The 21,274-nt window shown below is 67.1% G+C and carries 16 protein-coding genes; 14 read left to right on the top strand and 2 right to left on the bottom strand.

What is annotated here, in order from left to right; translation table 11 throughout:
* Positions 1 to 31: 31 nt before the first annotated feature.
* The 13 genes from WMC41_RS11395 to WMC41_RS11335 all read left to right on the top strand — a co-directional run bounded on the left by WMC41_RS11395 (position 32) and on the right by WMC41_RS11335 (position 14,929).
* Positions 32 to 1,258: an ABC transporter substrate-binding protein gene (locus WMC41_RS11395; protein WP_432343221.1), complete on the top strand. Its 1,227-nt coding sequence runs from the start codon at positions 32 to 34 to the stop codon at positions 1,256 to 1,258.
* Positions 1,259 to 1,326: 68 nt separating this feature from the next.
* Positions 1,327 to 2,349, top strand: a complete 1,023-nt coding sequence (locus WMC41_RS11390) for a carbohydrate ABC transporter permease (RefSeq protein ID WP_432343218.1) — start codon at positions 1,327 to 1,329, stop codon at positions 2,347 to 2,349.
* Positions 2,349 to 3,500 (top strand): carbohydrate ABC transporter permease, encoded by a 1,152-nt coding sequence (locus WMC41_RS11385; protein ID WP_432343215.1) that lies wholly within the window; start codon positions 2,349 to 2,351, stop codon positions 3,498 to 3,500. Before WMC41_RS11390 ends, WMC41_RS11385 begins: the two co-directional genes overlap by 1 nt.
* A 298-nt stretch (positions 3,501 to 3,798) precedes the next feature.
* A complete protein-coding gene (locus tag WMC41_RS11380) occupies positions 3,799 to 4,659 on the top strand; it encodes an iron-containing alcohol dehydrogenase (RefSeq protein ID WP_432343213.1) in 861 nt (286 codons plus the stop codon).
* A gap of 4 nt (positions 4,660 to 4,663) precedes the next feature.
* A complete protein-coding gene (locus WMC41_RS11375; protein ID WP_432343210.1) occupies positions 4,664 to 5,824 on the top strand; it encodes an iron-containing alcohol dehydrogenase in 1,161 nt (386 codons plus the stop codon).
* Positions 5,825 to 5,943: 119 nt separating this feature from the next.
* Positions 5,944 to 6,336, top strand: coding sequence for a hypothetical protein (locus WMC41_RS11370; RefSeq protein WP_432343208.1), 393 nt, complete (start codon positions 5,944 to 5,946; stop codon positions 6,334 to 6,336).
* A gap of 241 nt (positions 6,337 to 6,577) precedes the next feature.
* Entirely contained in the window at positions 6,578 to 7,108 is a 531-nt protein-coding gene (locus tag WMC41_RS11365; protein WP_432343205.1) for a YcnI family copper-binding membrane protein, read from the top strand.
* Positions 7,109 to 7,269: 161 nt separating this feature from the next.
* Entirely contained in the window at positions 7,270 to 8,868 is a 1,599-nt protein-coding gene (locus WMC41_RS11360) for a copper resistance CopC/CopD family protein (protein WP_432343202.1), read from the top strand.
* Between the two features lie 157 nt (positions 8,869 to 9,025).
* Positions 9,026 to 11,176 carry a TonB-dependent receptor family protein gene (locus WMC41_RS11355; protein WP_432343199.1) on the top strand — a complete coding sequence of 717 codons (2,151 nt, stop codon included), beginning with the start codon at positions 9,026 to 9,028 and terminating at the stop codon, positions 11,174 to 11,176.
* A 16-nt stretch (positions 11,177 to 11,192) separates the two neighbouring features.
* On the top strand, positions 11,193 to 12,176 hold the full coding sequence (locus tag WMC41_RS11350; RefSeq protein ID WP_432343197.1) for an ABC transporter substrate-binding protein: 984 nt from the start codon (positions 11,193 to 11,195) through the stop codon (positions 12,174 to 12,176).
* A 4-nt stretch (positions 12,177 to 12,180) separates the two neighbouring features.
* On the top strand, positions 12,181 to 12,990 hold the full coding sequence (locus tag WMC41_RS11345; protein ID WP_432343194.1) for an ABC transporter permease: 810 nt from the start codon (positions 12,181 to 12,183) through the stop codon (positions 12,988 to 12,990).
* Positions 12,987 to 13,739 carry an ABC transporter ATP-binding protein gene (locus tag WMC41_RS11340; RefSeq protein ID WP_432343191.1) on the top strand — a complete coding sequence of 251 codons (753 nt, stop codon included), beginning with the start codon at positions 12,987 to 12,989 and terminating at the stop codon, positions 13,737 to 13,739. Before WMC41_RS11345 ends, WMC41_RS11340 begins: the two co-directional genes overlap by 4 nt.
* The gene (locus tag WMC41_RS11335; RefSeq protein WP_432348224.1) at positions 13,736 to 14,929 is read left to right on the top strand and encodes an NnrS family protein; all 1,194 of its coding nucleotides are present in this window, start codon (positions 13,736 to 13,738) and stop codon (positions 14,927 to 14,929) included. Before WMC41_RS11340 ends, WMC41_RS11335 begins: the two co-directional genes overlap by 4 nt.
* A gap of 130 nt (positions 14,930 to 15,059) precedes the next feature.
* Here the strand turns inward: WMC41_RS11335 and WMC41_RS11330 are convergent, their stop codons facing one another.
* Both WMC41_RS11330 and WMC41_RS11325 read right to left on the bottom strand, forming a co-directional pair.
* A complete protein-coding gene (locus WMC41_RS11330; RefSeq protein ID WP_432348223.1) occupies positions 15,060 to 15,974 on the bottom strand; it encodes a response regulator in 915 nt (304 codons plus the stop codon).
* Positions 15,971 to 19,342: a hybrid sensor histidine kinase/response regulator gene (locus WMC41_RS11325; protein ID WP_432348221.1), complete on the bottom strand. Its 3,372-nt coding sequence runs from the start codon at positions 19,340 to 19,342 to the stop codon at positions 15,971 to 15,973. The genes WMC41_RS11330 and WMC41_RS11325 overlap by 4 nt, the downstream gene beginning before the upstream one ends.
* A 383-nt stretch (positions 19,343 to 19,725) precedes the next feature.
* Between WMC41_RS11325 and urtA the strand changes: the two genes are divergently transcribed.
* The gene (gene urtA / locus WMC41_RS11320) at positions 19,726 to 21,018 is read left to right on the top strand and encodes an urea ABC transporter substrate-binding protein (protein ID WP_244769466.1); all 1,293 of its coding nucleotides are present in this window, start codon (positions 19,726 to 19,728) and stop codon (positions 21,016 to 21,018) included.
* Positions 21,019 to 21,274 lie beyond the last annotated feature (256 nt).

Genomic DNA, 21,274 nt, shown 5'->3' with positions numbered 1-21,274 from the left:
CGTGCCGGCAGCAAACAGCAGGGGAATCAAAATGAAACGTCGAAATCTCTTCATCTTCGCCGTCCTTGCCGCGCTCGGCTCCGGACCGGCCAACGCCGCCTGCAGCTTTTCGAACGAGGTGCCGATAAAGGTCCTCAGCGCCGCCTTCGAGGCGTGGAAGTCGGTGACCGATGCGATGGCCGAATGCGGGAACGTCCAGGCATCGTTGGACCAGGACTTCCGCTTGAAGCAGTCCGCTGCCTTTGCCGCAAATCCGGCGCTCTATCAGCTCGGCGGCGTGGCCAACAACACGATTCCCCAGTTGCTGAACGAGAAGAGGATCCGGCCGCTGAACGATCTGGTCGAGAAATACGGCCAGCACCTCAAGCCGAACCAGCTCATCAAGGTGGGCGGCGACATCGTGGCCATCGCCATGATGGTGAATACCCAGGAATTCGCCTATCGCAAGGACATCTTCGACGAGCTCGGGCTGGACGTGCCCAAGACCTACGATCAGGTCTTCGAGGCCGCCGAGAAGATCCGGCAATCCGGCAAGGTGGACTATCCGCTCGGCGGCATGACGATGTCCGGCTGGAACATGGCGCTGGAATGGCTCAACGTCTATGCGAGCCTTGCCGGCGACAGCTTCCTCAACGCGGACGGCACGCCGAACTTCAACAACGAGAACGGCATCAAGGCGCTCGAACTGCTCAAGCGCGCGAGCGAATACATGGACCCCGAATATCTCGTGTCGGATTCCACCTTCGTCCAGCAGCAGATGCAGCAGGGCAAGATCGCCATGGCCAATATCTGGGCGAGCCGTGCGGGTGCCGCGGACAACCAGGCCGAATCCAAGGTGGTCGGCAAGATCCACACCGCCGCCTCGCCGCTGGCCGACGAGGGCGCCCGGCCGGTCGCCATGCTCTTCTGGGATGGCGTCGTGATCCCCCGCAACATCTCCGACGAGGCGGCCGAGGCGGCCTTCCGGGTGGCGATGGAAGGGCTCGATACCGAAATGGTCCAGGCGCACAACGATGATGCCGTCTGGCTGATCGAAGGCTACAAGCCCGGCCGCCTTGCCGAAGGCGCGGTCGCCACGGCCAGCGCCCAGCCCGGCCCGATCTCTTATCCCATGACGATCGAGATGGGGCTCATCCATTCCGCCATCGGCAACCAGATCAGCGGCTTCTTCACGGGAGCGAAGTCGGCGGAGGCGGCCCTGCGCGCGGCGGAGGAGGAATATGGGACGGCAGCCCGCGAGGCCGGCCTTCTTCAATGAACCATTCGCGCGGGCCGCGATGAACGGCGCGGCCCGCGGACAGTTTTCGCAAAAGCAGGGAGAAGACGGTGCGCTTCAGGACATTCGCGGCGTTTGTCGCGCCATCGTTGTTGCTCATGGTGCTGTTCATCGCCGCGCCGCTCGCCAGCGTGTTCGTGCAGAGTTTCTTTGTCACGCAGCCGCAAATCCAGCGGGTCGAGACCGAGCGCTGCACGGCCGGATTCCTGGAGCAGCAATGCACGACGGAGATCAAGAACGTCCCCGTGCTGGACGAGAACGGCGCGGTCGTGACGACGACGCGCTTCGTCGGGCTGGACAATTATCGCGCCGTGGTCAGGCCCGACCGCGCCTTCGCCGCGCTGTCGGCATGGGACTGGCAGGCCCTGATGTCGATCGATTTCTGGAAGGCGCTGCGTTTCACGCTCACCTTCACGCTGGTGACGCTGCCGCTGGTCGTCGGCCTGGGTCTTGCGATCGCGCTGGCGGTCAACAACACCATGCGCTCGATCCGCGGCCCGGTGATCTTCGTGTCGCTGCTTCCCTTCATCGTCACGCCCGTGATCGGCGCGCTGTCGATCCGCTGGCTGTTCGTCGGCGACGGGATCCTGACCCGCGCGATGGAGGCCTGGAGCGGCACCGAGATCGCCATGTTCGCGCAAGGATGGACCATCGAGCTGCTGATGCTCTTCTACCGCGTCTGGCATGTCGCGCCCTTCGCCTTCGTCATCTTCTATGCCGGATTGCAGACGATGAACCGCGAGACGCTGGAGGCCGCGATGGTCGACGGCGCCTCGCGCTTCGAGCGGCTGCGCTATGTCATCGTGCCGCATCTGATGCCGCTGATCGTGTTCGTCTCGCTGATCCATCTCATGGATGCCTACCGTGTCTTCGAGGAAGTGGTCGGCTTCCGAAGCCAGGCGCATGTCATCTCGTTGCAATGGCTGACCTACGACCTGCTGCAGCCGGACGATGCGGGCAACCGCGCGGTCAGCCGCGCCTCCGCCTCCGCCATGCTGACCATGATCGGCATCGTCATCCTTCTCGTTCCGCTGCTGCGCAAGTCCTGGCGCGATCACAAGGGAGCCCGCTGATGTCCACTGTAAAGGCTTTGCGCCAGCCCGCCTCGCTGCAGATAGTGTCGGCCGGTTTCCTGCTCTTCTGGTGCGTGCTTGCCCTGTTCCCGATCGCCTGGATCGCGGTCATGAGCATCAAGGCACCGCTCGACGCCTTCGCCGCCAATCCCTTCGACGTGATCCTGGGGCCGGCCACGATCGCGCAGGGCAACGGATTGACGCTTGCCGATATCGCGGCGGCTCTTCTCGGGGGAGGGCTGGCCATCTGGTTTGCGATCAAGGCACTGCCGGGCCTGGTCGCCCGCCACGTGCCGCCCGGCTACAGACCGCTCGGCTGGATCCTGGCGCTCACCGGCTATTGCATCATCGTGCTTCTGGCGGGGTTCATCCTGCTGCCGCGCCTGGCGCAGGCGGTGAACGCGGCCATGGCGCTCGATCCGGTTATCGGTTTCACGACGCAGCATTATCATGCCGTCTGGGTGGAGAACGCGTTCTGGCAGAATTTCGTCAATTCCGCGATCGTGACGACCGGCGTGGTGACGATCTCGCTGACCGTCGGAACGCTCGCCGGCTACGGGCTGTCGCGTTCGGGCTCGAACCTCGCCTTCTGGCTGCTGATCGGCGCGCTGGTCTTCAGGGCGCTGCCGCATTCCGTGCTGGTGGCCGGCTATCTTCCGGTCTTCATCAATTCGGCTGAGCTTCTGCGGCCGCTCCTGGGAGAAAATGCGCCGACCCTCTACGGCCAGCCGCTCGCCGTCATCATCGTGCTGGTGTCGATCAACCAGCCCTTCACGATCTGGATGCTACGCTCGTTCTTCCAGAGCATCCCGGCCGAGCTGGACGAGGCGGCGCGCGTCGACGGCTGTACCCATTTCCAGGCGTTCCGAAGGGTCATCATGCCGGTGATGTGGCCGGGCGTGATCACGACGGGGCTGTTCAGCTTCCTGCTGGCGTATAACGACTTCCTTGTGACCTCGCTGCTGCTCGACCAGTCGGACATGACGATGGTTCCGGCGATCGCCGCCTACTTCAACCGCGAGACGACGACGACCGACCAGGTCCAGGCCATCGCGGCGGCCGTTTCGATCACTGCGCCCCTGTTCCTGCTCGTGATGGCGTTCCAGCGCCAGATCGTGAGCGGGCTCACCGCCGGGGCGGTGAAAGGCTAAGTATGAACATGGGGCCGCCTCCACTTGACGCATGAGACCAAGGAACTTGGCTGGGTGGGGACCAAGGCTCCTCTGGTCGATCGCGCTTGAAGGATACGGAGAACAATTGAGCAATGGCCGGGATCGCCCGCCGGACAATCCGTTCGAGGCGGCGGCATCCACCCCACGCCGAGCGACAAATGGACGGAGGGCGATCGGCTGCGGCTGTTGGTTAAAGCGGCAGGCGGGCATCGCAAGTGCCGCAGCCAACGGCTGCTCAGTTTGTCTGCAAGAGGTGGCGATCGTCGGGGGCGGGCCGGTGGCCGTGGTCATCGATCCGGTTGCCCGCAGCCTTCTTGGCGAACGCATCCTCCGCCAGTTGCCCGATGCCCGTCTCATGGAATTCGGCGGCGAGTGCACCGCGGCGGAAATCGCCGCGCGCGCCGCGGAGACGGGCGACGCGCGGCTTCTCATCGGCGTCGGCGGCGGCAAGGCGATCGACACCGCGAAGGGGGCCGCGATCGAGCGCGGCCTGCCGGTCGCCATCGTGCCGACGATCGCCTCCAACGACAGCCCCACCAGCCATATCGCCGTCGTCTACACGCCGGACCACGCCGTCGAGGGCGTGCGCCGCATGAAGACCAATCCCGTGCTGGTGCTGGTGGATACTGCCGTCATCGCCGGGGCGCCGCGCCGGTTCCTGGCCGCCGGCATCGGCGATGCGATGTCAAAGCCCTACGAGCTTGCGGGCGCGCTGGCCGGCGGCGGGCTCAACTTCTTCTCGGGCCGGCCGACGGAACTGACGCAGGCGATCGTCTCCCGCGCGCAGGAGATCCTTCTTGTCGACAGCGAGACCGCCATGGCGGCGGCGGCGCCCGACGAGGCCTTCGAGCGCGTCGTCGAGGCGTCGGTGCTCCTGAGCGGCCTCGCCTTTGAAAGCGGCGGCCTTTCCATTGCTCATGCCATGGTGCGCGGCCTGTCGGTCATGCCTACGCTGGGCGGCCTGCTGCATGGTGAAATGGTCGCGCTCGGCACGCTGACGCAGCTCGCCGCCGGGCAGGGCAGTGCGGAGGAGATCCGCGCGCTTGCCGGTTTCTTCCGCCGCATCGGCCTGCCCACCGGCTTCTCCTATGTCCACGGCGCCATCGTGCCCGTCGACGGCGGTTATCTGGCGGCCTGATCCCATGCAGCCGTTCCAGTTCGACACCGTTGCGAGCCTTGCCGTCGAATGGGGCGGCGCGGCTCATATCGGCGAGAGGCTGGGTGCCTGGTTTACCGCGCGCAACCTCCTGCTCGTCACGGATGGCGGCCTCAGGGCCTCGGGCGTTCTGGACCCCGCGCTTGCCTCGCTTCAGGCGAGCGGCTTTACCGTCACCGTGTTCGACGCCGTCGTCGCCGACCCGCCCGAAAGCGTGCTTATCGATTGCGTCGCGCGCGCCAGGGCAGCGCAGGTCGACATCGTGCTCGGCTTCGGCGACGGCTCGTCCATGGACGTGGCCAAGCTCGCCGCCGTTCTCATCCGCTCCAGGCAAAGCCTTGCCAGCCTCTACGGCATCGGCAAGGTCGCGGGCGGGCGCCTGCCGCTCGTTCAGGTCCCGACCACGGCCGGCACGGGATCGGAAGTGACCAACATCACGATCCTGACCACGGGCGAGACGACGAAGATGGGCGTGGTCGCCGACCAGCTCTATGCCGACCGCGTGCTGCTCGACGGGGCGCTCACCTGCGGCCTGCCGCCGCTCCACACCGCCGCGACCGGCATCGACGCCATGGTGCATGCGATCGAAGCCTATACGTCGCGGTACAGGAAGAACCCGATATCCGATCTTCTCGCCTGCGAGGCGCTGCGGCTTCTCTCCACCCACCTGGTTGCCGCATGCCGCAACGGCAGTGACCGCACGGCGCGCGAAGCGATGCTGCTCGGCGCGACGCTGGCCGGGCAGGCCTTCGCGAATGCGCCGGTGGCCGCGGTGCACGCCCTGGCCTATCCGCTCGGCGGCCGCTGCCACATCCCGCACGGCCTTGCCAATGCGCTCATGCTGGGGCCGGTGCTCGGCTTCCACCTGAAGGCCGCGGCGCCGCTTTACGCCCGGCTGGCCGTGCCGGCCGGGGCGGATCTTGCTGGCGCCGGGAGCGAGGAGGGCCTTGCCCGCCGTTTCCTTGCCCGGATGCTGGAACTGATGGATGCCTCCGCCGCGCCGCGCCGGCTGCGCGATGCCGGTGTGGCGGAAGACATGCTCCCGACGCTCGCGGCGGACGCCATGTTGCAGACCCGGCTCCTCGCCAACAATCCCGTGCCGCTGGAAGAGGCGGACGCGCTGGCCCTCTACCGCGCAGCCTACTAGCAAGCCCGGCGACTTTTCGCGCGGCTCATTGCTGCATCGCAAACTGTGCGACAATTCGGCAGGCGGAGAGCCTTTTCATCGCGCTGCCTGGTTGGTAAGCCTTGGCGCGAGAGGTTTCGATGAACATGCATCTGCAACAGTGCCGGATTGGAATGGTGGCCTTCGCCGTCGCCGTCCTGATGGCGTTGCAGGCGCTTCTCGGCCCCCTTGCCGTTGCAGCCGCCGCCGGCGCTTCGCCGGTCGATGCCTTCGGCAATCCGCTCTGCATCACCCATGCCGAGGAGCAGGAGCCGGCCTCCGCGCCGGGCAAGGAGCGTTCCCTCGCTCCCGATTGCTGCACGCTTGCCTGCGGCATGGCCGCAGCCTTCGTTCCGACCCACCGCTCCGTTCCCATCCTGTTCAATCCGCTTGCCCAGCCATCGCAGCGGATTCTCGATGGGTATGGCGACATGGTCCCCTCGGCGCACGACGCTCTCCCCGGACATCCGCGCGGCCCTCCCGCCATCGCCTGACCGCCGGGCCGGCACCCGCTGGCGACCGTGACGATGCGCCTGCCCGAGCCATATCGGTCGACGGGGCAGGGGGCGCCGCGCGGCTCCCGTTCTCCACGCACGCATGATGCGCACTGCCGTGCCTCCCGGCTTCCGTCCGTCCTGTCGTCGGCGCCCCGCCGGGCGCTCCGCGATCGCACCTTCCAATTTTTCTTCCATCAAACCTTGCCGGCAGGGATGACCGGCTTCATGGAGACTGACTATGCTGAAAAGAATGCTTGCAACCGTTGCCGTCCTTGCCATCGGTTCCGGAGCCGCCCTTGCCCATGTCTCGCTGCAATCGAAGGAGGCGCCGGTCGGTTCGACCTATCGCGCGATCCTCCAGGTGCCGCATGGCTGCGAAGGCAGGCCGACGAATGTGCTCCGCGTGCAGATCCCGGAGGGCGTGATCGCGGTCAAGCCGCAGCCGAAGGCCGGCTGGACGCTTGAAAAGATCAAGGGTGCCTATGCGAAATCCTACGACTACCACGGCACGCCGACCAGCGAAGGCGTGAAGGAAATCGTATGGAGCGGCGGCAGCCTCGGCGATGACGAATATGACGAGTTCGTGCTGCGGGTCTATCTGACGAAGGACCTGAAGGCGGGCGAAACGCTGTATTTCCCCGTGGTGCAGGAGTGCCCGGACGGCATGGCCGAGCGCTGGATCGAGATTCCTGCCGAAGGCCAGTCGGCCGATGATCTCGAGCTTCCCGCGCCCGGCGTGAAGCTGGTCGAGGCCGCAAGCGGCCATTAAAGGCTGTTCCAAAAAAGGCATGACGCGGTCTTGCATGCGAGATTGCGGCGAAACAGGAGGCCGGGGTGTCTTTGCGATTTGAAGAACGGCGCAAACGCCCTGGCCTCGTGAAGGCCGGCGCCATCGGGGTGCCGGCCGCATCTGTCGTCCGGAGAGCGTTCGTGCGGGACCATCCTGGCCGAGCCTGTGTCCAGGTATTCCTGGCCGGCATCCTCTGGTGCTGCCTCGCTGCGGCGGCGATGGCGCATGCCTCCCTGACGGGGTCGGTGCCGGCGGATGGCGCGGTCGTCGACACGCCGCCGCAAAGCCTCTCGCTGTCCTTCAGCGAGCCGGTTTCGCCGCTCGTGCTGCGGCTCGTCCTGCCGGACGGGCAGGCAAGGACGCTCGGGACCTTCGTGCTCCGCGACCGCCTGCTTGAGATCGTGCCGCCGGACGGGCTCGGCGCTGGCACCCATGTCCTTGTCTGGCGTGTCGTGTCCGAGGACGGGCATCCGGTGGCCGGGTCCACGGTCTTTTCGATCGGCGCGCCGAGCAGCGCGCCGCCCGTCGCCGAAACGGCGGCCGACTGGCCGGTCAGGATCGCGCTGTGGCTTGCGCGGGTCGCCCTCTATGTCGGCCTCTTCTTCGGCATCGGCGGCCTCTTTTCCGTCCGCTGGCTGATGCCGGGCGGCGCGGATGGCCTGCGCGTCATAAGGGGGGCAACGCTGCTCGGCCTGGCGGCGGCCGTCCTCTCGCTGGGGTTTCAGGGACTGGATGCGCTCGGCGTTCCGCTGTCCGGCCTGATGGATCGGGCGGTATGGCAAGCCGGTCTCGCCACGCGTTTCGGCCTCACCGTCATCGTGCTTCTGGCGGCCTTCTGCCTGGCGGTGGTTGCCTCCTTTCGCGCGGCATTCGCCGGTCGTGCGGCATCCCTTGCGTCTCTCCTCGCCGGAGGCGGGGCCCTGGCGTTGAGCGGCCATGCAAGTTCGGCCGCGCCGCAATGGCTGACGCAACCCGCCGTCTTCGTGCATGCGATCACAATCGCCGTCTGGATCGGCGCCCTCCTGCCGCTGGCCTGTGCCGTGCGGCGGGGCGGCGATGCCGGCCGGCAGGCGCTTGACCGGTTTTCGCGCCTGATCCCGGCCTGCGTTGCCGTGCTGGCCCTTGCCGGCCTGCTGCTTGCCGTCGTCCAGATCCAGGCATTCGGCGCGCTCTTTTCGACGGCCTACGGCGCCGTGCTTCTGGTGAAGATGGCGCTGCTTGCGGTCCTGTTTTCGCTCGTGGCTCTCAACCGCTGGGTTTTCACCCGGCCCGCCGCGCGCGGGGATCGCGGCGCGACGCGGCGGCTTGTCCGGTCGATCATCGTGGAGACCATGATCGTCCTTGCGGTTCTTGCCGTCGCCGCGGCCTGGCGGTTCACGCCGCCGCCGCGCGCACTGGCGCTCGCGGCGGCGCAGCCGGCCTCGATCCATATCCATTCGGACAAGGCGATGGCCGAAATCGCCCTCACGCCGGGTCGCGCCGGCCCGGTCCGGCTATCCGCCGTCATCCTGTCGCCCGACTTCACGCCCCTCAGCCCGAAGGAGGTCACGTTCGTGCTCTCGAACCCAGAAGCGGGCATCGAGCCGATGCGCCGGCGGGCCGCATTGCAGGGCGACGGGACCTGGCAGGCCGCGGACGTCATCCTTCCCCTGGCCGGGCGGTGGCGCGTGAGGATCGACATTCTCGTCAGCGATTTCGAGCTCGTGCGATTGCAGGAAACGGTTGAAATCGCGCCATAGATCGCGTTGGGGCCGCTTGGGCGCGCCTTGCGCGGCACTGTCCCGCAATAACATGCGTGAAATACTCAAGTTTTGACTCTTGTTTGCGCCAGCGCAAAGAGCGGCGTTTCCCGGATGTGCAATTCCCGTGACAGGGCAATTGGCGAGCGGGGATATCATGGCGCGCATCGGTGGACTTGGTTTCGTTACGGCGGTTCTTCTGGCCGGGACGGCGACGGGGGCTTTGGCACAGTCGGCGACACCCGGCTCGACCACGGTTCTGGACGCCGTCGTGGTCGATGGCACAAGGTGGAGCGACACGGTCCAGAGGGCGCGCGAGCGCCTGGCGGCCATTCCCGGCGGGGTGGCGGCCATCGGCGGGGAGGAGCCGGCGGCACGGGCCGTGCCGACACTTTCCGAAGCGCTCGCCCTCGTTCCGGGCGTCGTCGTGCAGCGCTTCTTCGGGGGCAACGACCAGCCGCGGGTGCAGATCCGCGGCTCAGGCCTGCAGCAGAACCCGGTCGAGCGCGGCATCCTCGTCCTGCGGGACGGCCTGCCGATCAACCGGGCGGACGGGTCCTACATCGTCGGCCTCGCAAATCCCGGCCAGGCGAGCCTGATCGAGGTCTATCGCGGTTATACCGCCAACCGGCTCGGCGCGAGCGTGCTCGGCGGGGCGATCAACTTCGCCTCGCCGGTGGAGGCCGGAACGAGCGTTTCGGCGGGAGGCGGAAGTTTCGGCGCGGCGGAGGTTTCCGCCCGCACGGGCTTCGACAGCGACCGCTTCGCCGGCAGCTTCTCCATCGACAGCAGCCGCCGCGACGGCTTCCGCCGGCACAACGGCTCCCGCCGGACGAGCGTCGGCGGCACGATCGAGGCGGAGATTTCCGACAGCGTCACGACGCGCGCCTTCATCGGCTATACCGACCTCGGCTTCGACGTTTCCGGTCCCCTGACGCTGAGCGCGCTGAACGCCGACCCGACGCAGATCTCGCTCGGCCCGCCGACCAGCCTCGGCCCCAATGTCGAGCGCGACAGGCCGCGCCGCGAGGCCACCCAGTTCCTCATCGGCTCGCGCACCTCCATCGTGCTGGACGACCACCTGTTCGATATCGGGCTCGGCTACACCTATACCGAGGACATGTTCCGCTTCCCCGTGTCGAGCGGCGTGCGCCGCACGGAGGGCGGCGACCTGACCGGCCTCCTGCGCTATGCCTACCAGCCGGATGCGGATGCTCTCCTGCCACTCTTCGAAACGACGGCGCAGTATTCCATCGGCTCGGCCGAGCGGACCTACAACATCAATCGCGCCGGCGCCGGCGGGCCGGCCTTCTCCCGGAACGATCTCGACGCCAAGACCCTGTCGCTCACGGCCGGCCTCAATGTGCCGGTCGGCGATGCGGTGACGCTGTCGCCCTCGCTGTCCTACACCTATGCGACGCGCGGAAACGACGATCTCTGGGGCACGGCGACCCGCCCGTGGCTGGGCTTCACGCCCGGCGGGCCGGTCCTGTCGAGAATTCCGGCGGTCGATACGAGCTATGACCGCAGCTATAGCGGCTGGTCGCCGGCGCTGGCCGCAAGCTGGCGACCCGACGAAAGCAACCTGCTGTTCGCCGCGATCAGCCGCAGTTTCGAGCCGCCGACCCATGACGACCTGCTCGGCACCATGGGCGGCACGCCCAACAGCTCGGCGACCGGCTTCTCCACGCCTGACCTCGACGCCCAGACCGCGACCACCGTCGAGATCGGCTGGCGGGGCAGCTACGAGACGTGGAACGTCGATGCCGTCGCCTACTACTCCTGGGTGGACGACGAGCTTCTCAGCCTGCGCGACAGCAGCGGTTCGCTGCTGGCCGCCGTCAATGCCGACCGGACGATCCATGCGGGACTGGAGCTCGGCGTCTCCGGCGAGATCGTGCAGGCGCTCACGGGCCGGCTTGCCTATACGTTCCAGGACTTCCGCTTCGACGACGATCCGGTGCGCGGCGACAATCGCCTCGCCGGCGCGCCCCGCCATGTCGTCCACCTCGCGCTGCAATATGCGGTGACGGAGGACTGGGATATCGGCGCGGCCCTGCAATGGGTCCCGGCAAAGACGCCCGTCGACAACATGAACACGCTCTACGCCGATCCCTATGCGGTCGTCGACCTCAAGACCGAATACCGCATCAGCGAGGCCTTCAGCCTCTACGGCGCCGTCACCAACCTCTTCGACAAGACCTATGCCTCCTCCACCCTGGTCCTCGACCAGGCAGGCCCCGGGCAGGCGGTCTACCTGCCGGGCGATGGCCGCGGCTTCTACGCCGGTATCAAGGCGCGTTTCTGACGAAAGGACGATGGACATGACTCTTCCCACCCGCCGTGACGTTCTTGCCGGCCTCTCCGCGCTCGCGGTCACGACGCTGGCGGCACCCGCGATCCTCAGGGCCGCCGCGCGGCTGACGCTCTACGGTCCGCCGGCCGCGCCCTCCGCCGTCCTTGCCCATGCAGTCAAGGGCGGCTTCCTGAAGGACGTCGCGCCCTTGGCGGTCTTCCGCGCCTGGAAGACGCCGGACGAGATGCGCGCCGCCGTCGCCTCCGGCTCCATGGGCGCCGTGGTGATGCCGAGCTATGCCGCCGCCAACCTGCACAACCGGGGCCTCGGCATCGGGCTGCTCGATGTGCTGACCACCGGCCTCCTCTACGTGGTCTCGAAGGACGAGAGCCTGAAGACGGTCGCCGGGCTCAAGGGCAGGACGCTCGCCCTGCCGTTCAAGAACGACATGCCGGATTTCGTGATGGCGCGGCTTCTGGCACAGGCGGGGCTGGGAGAGGGCGACGTGACGCTCGAATATACCGCCTCGCCGCCCGAGGCGGTGCAACTGCTCCTGACCGGCCGCGTCGATGCCGCTCTCCTCAGCGAACCGGCGGCGACCGGCGTCATCATCAAGGCGAAATCGCTCTTCATGACCGTCTACCGCGCCATCGACGTCCAGGCGGAATGGCAGGCCGTCGCGGGCACGTCGGAGATCCCGCAGGCCGGGCTCGCGCTGACGACCGAGGTGCAGCAGGCGCTCGGCAGGGAAGGCGCCCACGCCCTGCAGACGGCGATCGAGGCCGCGCTTGCCGATGCGCTGGCCGATCCCGAGGCCGCCGCGAATGCGGTCGCGGACGCGCTCGGCTTCCCGCCGGAGATCATCGCCGCGTCCTTCCCGACCAGCCACCTGAGCGCGATCCCCGCGAGCGCGGCGAGGAAGACCCTCGAAGGCTTCTACGGCGTGCTGGCCAAGGCCAATCCGGCGATCATCGGCGGCAAGCTGCCGGGCGACGGGTTCTATCTGGTGTGATACGATGAGCCATGTTCTCGCCGGCCTCGGCTGGACGGGGCGCTATTTGTGGGCCGGCTGGGCGGGCCTTGCCGGCATATTCTGTTTCCTCGCCGTCTGGCAGGCCGGGCACGAGATCTACGGCTCCTTCATCCTGCCGTCGCCGGCGGAAACGGCAGCAGCCATCGGCGCGCTCGCCGCGCGGCCGGATTTCTGGACGATCCTGTCGCAGAGCGCCGGCCGGGCGCTTTCGGGCTTCGCGCTCGCCGCCGTGACCGGCACGGCGGCCGGCCTCGTCGCCGGCTATTCCTTCGCCGCCATGCGGCTGATGAAGCCGGTGGTCACGGTCATGCTGGGCGTGCCGCCGATCGGCTGGATCGTGCTGGCGCTGATCTGGTTCGGCTCGTCCGGCGGCACGGCCGTCATGACGGTGGTCATCGCCTCCGCGCCGCTCTCCTTCGCGGGCGCGCTCGAAGGCGTCGCCAAGCGCGACCGGCAGCTCGACATCATGGCCCAGTCCTTCGGCGCCTCATGGGCCTACCGGCTGCGCACGATCACCCTGCCGCATGTGCTCTCCTACCTCTTTCCCGCCTGGACGACGACGGCCGGCAGCGCTTGGAAGGTCACGGTGATGGCGGAACTCCTCTCCAATTCCGGCGGCATCGGCGGCGAGCTGGCGACGGCACGCGCGCTTTTCGACATCCCGCTCGTCACGGCCTGGCTGGCGATCACCGTCATCCTCGCGCTCGCTACCGACTATGGCGTGCTGCATGTGGTGCGCGAGGCCGCGGAGCGCTGGCGCAGCGCCGGCCTTCCCTGGGGCGTGAAGCGATGAGGCAAAGCCCCGCGCTCACCTTCTCCCGCGTCGGGCACGCCTTTCTCGGGCGCAGCCTCTTCGAGGATTTCGACCTTGCCATCGGCAAGGGCGAGGCCGTGGCGCTGCTCGGCCCGTCCGGCAGCGGCAAGACGACCCTCCTGCAGATCGCCGCCGGCATCGTCGAGCCGGTCAAGGGGCGGGTCTTGCGCGGATACCGCCGTCAGGCGGTGGTGTTCCAGGAACCGCGCCTGCTGCCGTGGATGACGCTGACGGACAATATCGCCTACGGCCTTGCCGCAAGGGGCGAGGGGAAGGCGGCGCGCCGCAGGACGGCGGAATGCCTCGCGCTCTCCGTCGGCCTGGAAGAGGCTGACTTCACAAAATACCCCGCGGAGCTTTCCGGCGGCATGCGGCAGCGGGCGAACGTGGCGCGGGCGCTCGCCGTCGATCCCGACATGCTGTTCCTCGACGAACCGTTCAGCGCGACGGATGTCGGCCTGCGCCGCCATCTTCAGGACCTTCTGATCGCCGCCGCCCGCAGCCGTGGCTTCTCCGTGCTGCTGGTGACGCACGATCTTGCCGAAGCGGTCCGCGTGGCTGATCGCATCGCGGTTCTCTCGGGCCGGGACGGACGCATCGCCGCGAGCCGCGCGCTTGCCGGCCGGCCGGGCGAACGCTCCGAACGGGCGATCTTCGAGCAGGTGGAGGCATGGTCGCGCGATCCCGTCTTCGGCGAGCTCTTCTCGGCGACGGAGCGGGCGCGATGAGGGAGCGGCCGATCCTTGCCGAAGCGCTGCGGCTGTTCTTTCCCCTGGCCGCCGCCCATGGCGCGCTGCTGCCGTTCCTCTGGGTGGTCTTGGGCGGCTACGAGCTGCCCTTTTCCTCCGACATCCCGTCCTCGCAGTGGCATGCGCATGAAATGATCTTCGGCACCTATGGCATGGCGCTCGCCGGCTTCCTCGGCTCGGCCGTGCCGGAATGGACCGATACCGGCCCGCCACGGGGCAGGGCGTTGCTTTGCCTTGCCGCTCTCTGGCTGCCGGCGCGCCTGGTCGGCGCGGTGGGGGCGGATGCGCTGAGCCTAGTGGCCGCCGTCTTCGACCTTGCCTTTCTGGTCGCGCTTTCCGCCCTGATCGGCCGGGCGATGCTGGAGCGCCGCACGACGAAGCATCTCGCCTTCCTGTTCTGGCTGCTTTCCTTCGCCGCGGTGGCGGCGGGCGTGCGCTATGGCTGGTTCGTCGGCGATGTCGCGCTCTCCGCCCGCCTGCTGGAAACGGCGCTCTGCATCTTCATCGTGCTGTTTTCGCTGTCCGCCTCGCGCATCAATGTCGTGGTGATCAACCTTGCGCTGGATCCGACCGGCGAGACGACGCCCTACAGGCCGCATCCCGGGCGGCGCCATGCGGCCGCGGCGATGACGGTGCTCTACATGGCCTCGGCCCTGATCTTTCCGGAAAGCGGCGTTTCGGCCTGGCTGGCGCTGGCGGCGGGCGCCGCGTTCCTCGACCGGCTGGCGGAATGGTTCATCGGCCGCCCCGCCTTCAGGACCGAGGTGGTCATGCTCGCCCTCGGCAATGCCTTTGCCGGCGCCGGTTTCCTGGCGCTCGGCGCAACGCGGCTCGGGCTCGACCTTCCCCTCGTCGCCGGCCTGCACATGCTGTCGGTCGGGGCGCTCGGCTGCGCGGTGATGGCCGTGCTGGTCATCGCCGGCCTGCGGCATACCGGCCGCAATCTCCTGCACCTGCCATGGCAGGCCCACGGGGCGGCCTTGCTGATGGTCGCCGCCGCGTTCGTCCGCGTCCTTCCCGAATTCGCCTTCGCCGCCGGCCTTGCGCCCCTGCACCATGCCATCAGCGCGCTGCTCTGGGCGGCCAGCTTCGGCGTCTGGCTTCACGGTTTCCTGCCGATGCTGGCCGCGCCGGGCGTCGGCCAGGACGGCGCCTGCAACGGTTCGTGACGGAGTTTTGGCCGGAATGGCGATCCGTTTCGCCCATGGCGGCGGAGCGCACCGACGGCCAGCTCACCCTAGGTTCGATTTTCTGGCCATCGGCCCAGCTCATGGCGCACGGGAAGCCGCCTGTCCGTCGTCAGACCTCGTGCAGCACATGGGCGGCCTTCACCGCCGCCGAGGCGCGGTTTTCCACGCCGAGCTTCACGTAGATCTGTTCGAGGTGCTTGGTCACCGTGCGGGCGCTGAGGCCGAGGATCTCGCCGATATCCCGGTTCGACTTGCCCTTGGCGATCCACAGCAGCACCTCGGATTCGCGGTGCGTCAGCGCAAAATGCTGGCGCAGCACCTCGTCCTCGGAAAGCCGGTTTTCGGCGGTGAGGCGGAAGAGATATTCGTCCGCGCCGATCGCGCCGAGAAAGGCGAGCTGCAGGCTTGCCTGGCCCGCCTGGCGGATCGCGAAACTGTTTTCGCGCGCGGTGCCGCGGGTCTTCATCCAGGCGTTGATATGGGTCGAGACCGCGTCTAGGCCGTCGTCGCTGCCCGTCGCGGCGTTGACGAGGCGCGTCGCCTGCGGCGTCGACCAGCGGATCTTTCCCTCGCCGCTGACGGCCAGCAGGTGCCGGCCCGCCGCATCGAGCGCCACCCGCGCGCTCTGGGCGGAGCGGGCGTTGGAGAGATGCACCCGGATGCGGGCGCGCAGTTCGTCGATGTTGATCGGCTTGGTAAGGTAATCGACGCCGCCGGCCTCCAGCGCCCGCACCACGTGCTCCGTCTCGGTGAGGCCGGTCATGAAGACGACGGGCACGGGGCTGACGGCCGGGTTGGCCTTCAGCTTCAGGCAGGTCTCGAACCCGTCCATGCCTGGCATGACGGCGTCGAGCAGGATGATGTCGGGCGTGATGCGGTCGACGATGTTGAGCGCCGCCATGCCGGATGTGGCGATGAGCACGGAAAAGCCGGATTGCTCCAGTGCCTCCGTCAGGAAGCCGAGCGCTTCGGGGGAATCGTCGACGAGCAGGACGATGTCGCGCGGGGTGGCCGGTTCCGTCACGGGCGGCGTCCTTTCTCCGGGTCCATGGTTTTCAGGAAGGCGTCGTAGCCGGCAAGATCGAACACCTGCACATAGGCGCGCACCGCCTCCGTGAAGGGCTGGTGTTTCGGCGTGCGGGCGATTTCGGCCAGTTTCGCCTCTATGCCCCGCACATAGCCGATCTCGCCGAGCCGGATCAACTCCTCCACATCGTCCCGTTCCGGGATGACGATATGGCTGCGCGCCGGTTCCTCCGCCCGTGCCTCGCCATGGTAGGTCCATTCGAGCCCCATGTGGAGCGCGAGCTTGTCGGTAAGCTGGCGCAGGTCGAAGGGCTTGGCCAGCGTGTCGTTGTGCCCGGTCTCGGAGGCGGCGGCCGAGCCGTCGCCGATATTGGCCGAGAGCATGACGACCGGGCCGGGCTGGCCGAGGGCGCGCAGCCGCTCCACCAGTTCCCAGCCGTTCATGCCCGGCATGGAGATGTCGATGAGGAAGAGGTCCGGCCTCAGCCCCTCGACGAGGGCGAGGCATTCCGCGCCGCCCTTCGCCGTCAGCACGGTGAAATCGAGCGGCCGCAGCACCTCCTCCATCAGGTTGCGGTGGTCGGCATTGTCGTCGACGACGAGGATGGTGCGCCGCCGCCCCGTATAGCCTTTGATGTGGCGCACCTTCGGCGCCGTCGGGCGGTCGACGGCCGAGAGCATCAGCCGCACGCGGAATTCCGTGCCCCTGCCGCGCTCGCTCGTCACGGCGATCTCGCCGCCGAGCGTCTGGGTGAGCAGGCGCGTGATGGTGAGGCCGAGGCCGAGGCCCGGCATGCTGCCGTGTTCGGCATCGCCGCGCTGGAAGGGCTCGAAGATGCGGGAAAGGTCCTTTTCGAGGATGCCGCGGCCGCTGTCGGCTACCGTGAAGGTGGCGACCTGGCTGCGATAGGAGACGTCGAGGCGGATCGTGCCGCTGTCGGTGAATTTCAGCGCATTGGAGATGAGGTTCACAAGGATCTGGCGCAGGCGCTTTTCATCGGTACGCACATAGGCCGGCAGGTTTTTCGCGCGCTCATGGGTGAAGGCGACGCCCTTGGCCTGCGCCTGCGGGCGGAACATTTCGATGATCTGGTCGAGGAAATCGTGGATGTTGATCTCGTTCGAATAGACCTGAAGCTTTCCCGCCTCGATCTTGGAAATGTCGAGCAGGCCGTCGATGAGGCCGGAAAGGTGATCCGCGCTGCGCTTGATGACGCGGATCGCGCCCTGGCGCTGCGGCGGGATGCTCTCGTCGCGCTCCAGCACCTGCGCATAGCCGAGCACGGCATTGAGCGGCGTGCGCAATTCATGGCTGAGGCCGACGACGTAGCGGCTCTTGGCGCGGTTCGCCGCTTCCGCCGTCTCCTTCGCCTGCTGAAGCGCGGCGTCCGTCTTCTTGTGCGCGGCGATTTCCTTCAGGAGAAGCGTCGTCTGTCGCGAGGATTCTTCTTCCGCGACCACGCGGCTGTCATGCGCCAGCACATAGAACCAGCAGACGACGCCGGCCACCACGGCGAAGACGAAGAAGACCACGGCGATCGTGCGCTCCACCACCGCCGCCGTCTCCGGCGAGCCGGTGCCGACCTGGTGGGCGATCATCGCGAGGATGACGCCCATGCCGGTGATCGACAGGGCCGTCGCGATGCCGTAGCGGCCGAGGCGGGTGGCGAGCGCCGTCGTCACCGGCTCGGGCAGGATGGTTTTGGCGACGCCCGCGACCTGCGCGTTGAAGCGCGCCTTCGGCTTGCAGAGGTCGTGGCAGCGGCTGTCGAGCGAACAGCACAGCGAGCAGATCGGCGCAGCATAGGCAGGGCACCAGGCCATGTCCTCCGGCTCGAACGGGTGTTCGCAGATCGAGCAGGTGATGGTGTCGCGTTGCGCCCAGCTGCGGCGCGGCTTTCGCGCGAGGTAGTATTTGCCGCCCGTCCCCCAGGCGATCAGCGGCGAGGCGAGGAAGGCCGCGAGCGCCGCGATATAGGGCGCGAGCGAGGCGGGGATTTCGCCGAACGCGCCGAAATGCGCGACGAGGGCGACGACGGCGGAAAAGCTCATCGCGCCGAGGCCGACCGGGTTGATGTCGTAGAGATGCGCCCGCTTGAACTCGATGCCGGGCGGCGAAAGCCCGAGCGGCTTGTTGACGAAGAGGTCCGCCGAGATGGTGCAGAGCCAGGCCATGGCGACGATGGAGAAGACGCCGAGCGTTTCCTCCAGCAGCCGGTAGATGCCGAGCTCCATCAGGAGCAGCGCGATCGCCACGTTGAAGACCAGCCAGACGACGCGGCCGGGATGGCTGTGCGTCAGGCGCGAGAAGAAATTCGACCAGGCGAGCGAGCCCGCATAGGCGTTCATCACGTTGATCTTCAGCTGCGAGACCACCACGAAGGCGACCATCAGCAGCAGCGCTGCGCTATCCCACGGCAGCATGTAGCCGAAGGCGGTGTAGTACATCTGCGCCGGATCGGCCGCGCGCGTCGAGGGCACGCCTGTCGAGAGCGCCAGCACGACGAGGAAGGAACCGGCGATCAGCTTCGGCGCGCCGACGATGACCCAGCCGGAGCCGGCGAGGAAGACGGCGATGCGGTGGTGCAGCTTCCTCTGCCCGTCCGGCGGCAGGAAGCGCAAAAAGTCGACCTGCTCGCCGATCTGCGCCATCAGAGCGAAGATGACCGCCGAGGCCGCGCCGAACTCAACGAGGGTGAAGGGCGCATAGGTGCCGGGCGGGCCGGAGGGATGATTGAGGCCCGAATAGGCGAGCCACGCCCCGACCTTTTCCCAGTCGGCGAGGGCGATGAAGACGAAGGGCAGGATGTTGAGCACGATCCAGAACGGCTGGGTGACGAGCTGGAAGCGCGAGATGAGCTGCACGCCGTGCGTGACCAGCGGGATCACCACCACGGAGGAGATGATGTAGCCGATCCAGAGCGGTATGCCGAGCGCCAGCTCCAGCGCGCCGGACATGATCGACGCCTCGATGGCGAAGAGGATGAAGGTGAAGCTCGCATAGATCAGCGAGGTCAGCGTCGAGCCGATATAGCCGAAGCTCGCGCCGCGCGTCAAAAGGTCGATATCCACGCCGTGGCGGATGGCGTAGCGGCTGATCGGCAGGCCGACGAGGAGGATCATCAGGCTGGCGACGAGGATGGCGGCAAGCGCGTTGGTCGTGCCGTAGGACATGGTGATCGCGCCGCCGATGGCCTCCAGCGCGAGGAAGGAGATCGCCCCGATGGCCGTCTGCGAGATGCGGTCCGACGAGAAGCGCCGCGCGCTCTTGGCGGTGAAGCGCAGCGCATAGTCCTCCAGCGTCTGGTTGGCGACCCAGCGATTGTATTCGCGGCGGATCGGGATGATGCGCTGGCGTGCGGCCATGTGTTGCTGTCGTTCCCCTCGGTTGTCTGGTGGGCCGTGTTCACCCGGCCCTCTTTGGGTGCGTTGTGGCGCGCCATGTCCCCACTCTCCGTCATCCTCGGGCTTGACCCGAGGATCCACACGGCACCCGCGGCTTGGATCCTCGGGTCAAGCCCGAGGATGACGGAGGAGAGGGCGGTGCCCGCCCAACACACTGACCTTTCGTAGCACACATGTACCGCCCCCGAAATTCCTGCTGCGCCGCAAAAACTTCCCGCTTCTCCCTCCCATCTACGCAATATGACGTATGTGCAGCGCAGCATGCCCGGCCGATAGTCCCCTCCAGCAACGGCTAAAAAACCAATCCGCCCCGTTGCGGTCAAAAGAACAGAGGGGTTCAGACCATGTCCATCAAGGCGCGCGCCACCGGCGCACTGCTCGCAGCCATTCTCTCGACGACGGCCTTCCATGGCGCGTTCGCGGCCGACGACACGATCAAGGTCGGCATCCTGCATTCGCTTTCCGGAACCATGGCGATTTCCGAGACCACCCTCAAGGACGCCATGCTGATGCTCATCGAGGAGCAGAACAAGAAGGGCGGCCTGCTCGGCAAGAAGCTCGAAGCCGTCGTCGTCGATCCGGCGTCCGACTGGCCGCTCTTCGCCGAAAAGGCCCGCGAGCTGGTCTCGGTCAACAAGGTCTCGGCCGTCTTCGGCTGCTGGACGTCAGTGTCGCGCAAGTCCGTCCTGCCGGTCTTCGAGGAGCTGAACTCGATCCTCTTCTACCCCGTGCAGTACGAGGGCGAGGAGAGCCAGCGCAACGTCTTCTACACGGGCGCGGCGCCGAACCAACAGGCGATCCCCGCCGTCGACTACCTGATGGAGAACGAGGAAGTCGAGCGCTGGGTGCTTGCGGGTACGGACTACGTCTATCCGCGCACCACCAACAAGATCCTCGAAGCCTACCTGATCTCCAAGGGCGTGAAGCCCGAGGACATCATGATCAACTACACGCCCTTCGGTCACTCGGACTGGCAGACGATCGTCTCCGACATCAAGAAATTCGGCTCGGCCGGCAAGAAGACCGCCGTCGTCTCGACCATCAACGGCGACGCCAACGTTCCCTTCTACAAGGAGCTCGGCAACCAGGGCGTCAAGGCCGAGGACATCCCGGTCGTCGCCTTCTCGGTCGGCGAGGAAGAGCTTGCCGGCCTCGACACCGGCCCGCTGGTCGGGCATCTCGCCGCCTGGAACTACTTCCAGTCCGTCGACAACCCGGCCAACGCCGAGTTCATCAAGACGTGGAAGGCGTTCACCAAGAACGACAAGCGCGTCACCAACGACCCGATGGAAGCCCATTACATCGGCTTCAACATGTGGCTGAAGGCCGTGGAAAAGGCCGGCACGACCGATACGGACGCCGTGCTCGACGCGATGATCGGCGTCTCCGTGCCGAACCTTTCGGGCGGCTATTCCACCATGATGCCGAACCACCACATCACCAAGCCGGTGCTGATCGGCGAAATCCAGGCCGACGGCCAGTTCGAGACCGTCTGGCAGACCTCCGGCCTCGTCGTCGGCGACGAGTGGTCGGACTTCCTGCCGGACTCCAAGGACCTGATCGCCGATTGGCGCAAGCCCATGGAATGCGGCAACTTCAACGTCGCCACCGGCAAGTGCGGCGGCAAGGGGTCGTGATCTGAGGGGTTGAGAGGGAAGGACGGAAAACCCTTCTCCTCAAGCTGAAAGTGCAAGTTTCCCTGGTTCTCTCCCTCAAGGGCAGGGCAATCGCTTATGGAATGTAACCGTCGCCACGATTCTCCTTCTCCCCTGGGGGGAGAAGGTGCCGGCAGGCGGATGAGGGGGAGGTCGCAGGCGCGAAAGATCAAAATGATCCACTCGTCTCACCCCCTCATCCGACCCTTCGGGCCACCTTCTCCCCCCGGGGGAGAAG

The sequence above is a fragment of the Shinella yambaruensis genome (assembly GCF_050859155.1).
Classification (GTDB): domain Bacteria; phylum Pseudomonadota; class Alphaproteobacteria; order Rhizobiales; family Rhizobiaceae; genus Shinella; species Shinella yambaruensis.
This window is presented reverse-complemented; position numbering and strand designations above follow the sequence as displayed.

What these genes read in the sequence shown, in the direction of transcription:
- WMC41_RS11375 (WP_432343210.1), top strand. Translation starts at nt 4,664, where the DNA reads ATGCAGCCGTTCCAGTTCGACACCGTTGCGAGCCTTGCCGTCGAATGG.
- WMC41_RS11350 (WP_432343197.1), top strand. Translation starts at nt 11,193, where the DNA reads ATGACTCTTCCCACCCGCCGTGACGTTCTTGCCGGCCTCTCCGCGCTC.
- WMC41_RS11370 (WP_432343208.1), top strand. Translation starts at nt 5,944, where the DNA reads ATGAACATGCATCTGCAACAGTGCCGGATTGGAATGGTGGCCTTCGCC.
- WMC41_RS11365 (WP_432343205.1), top strand. Translation starts at nt 6,578, where the DNA reads ATGCTGAAAAGAATGCTTGCAACCGTTGCCGTCCTTGCCATCGGTTCC.
- WMC41_RS11340 (WP_432343191.1), top strand. Translation starts at nt 12,987, where the DNA reads ATGAGGCAAAGCCCCGCGCTCACCTTCTCCCGCGTCGGGCACGCCTTT.
- WMC41_RS11385 (WP_432343215.1), top strand. Translation starts at nt 2,349, where the DNA reads ATGTCCACTGTAAAGGCTTTGCGCCAGCCCGCCTCGCTGCAGATAGTG.
- WMC41_RS11395 (WP_432343221.1), top strand. Translation starts at nt 32, where the DNA reads ATGAAACGTCGAAATCTCTTCATCTTCGCCGTCCTTGCCGCGCTCGGC.
- WMC41_RS11325 (WP_432348221.1), bottom strand. Translation starts at nt 19,342, where the DNA reads ATGGCCGCACGCCAGCGCATCATCCCGATCCGCCGCGAATACAATCGC.
- WMC41_RS11335 (WP_432348224.1), top strand. Translation starts at nt 13,736, where the DNA reads ATGAGGGAGCGGCCGATCCTTGCCGAAGCGCTGCGGCTGTTCTTTCCC.
- WMC41_RS11355 (WP_432343199.1), top strand. Translation starts at nt 9,026, where the DNA reads ATGGCGCGCATCGGTGGACTTGGTTTCGTTACGGCGGTTCTTCTGGCC.
- urtA (WP_244769466.1), top strand. Translation starts at nt 19,726, where the DNA reads ATGTCCATCAAGGCGCGCGCCACCGGCGCACTGCTCGCAGCCATTCTC.
- WMC41_RS11345 (WP_432343194.1), top strand. Translation starts at nt 12,181, where the DNA reads ATGAGCCATGTTCTCGCCGGCCTCGGCTGGACGGGGCGCTATTTGTGG.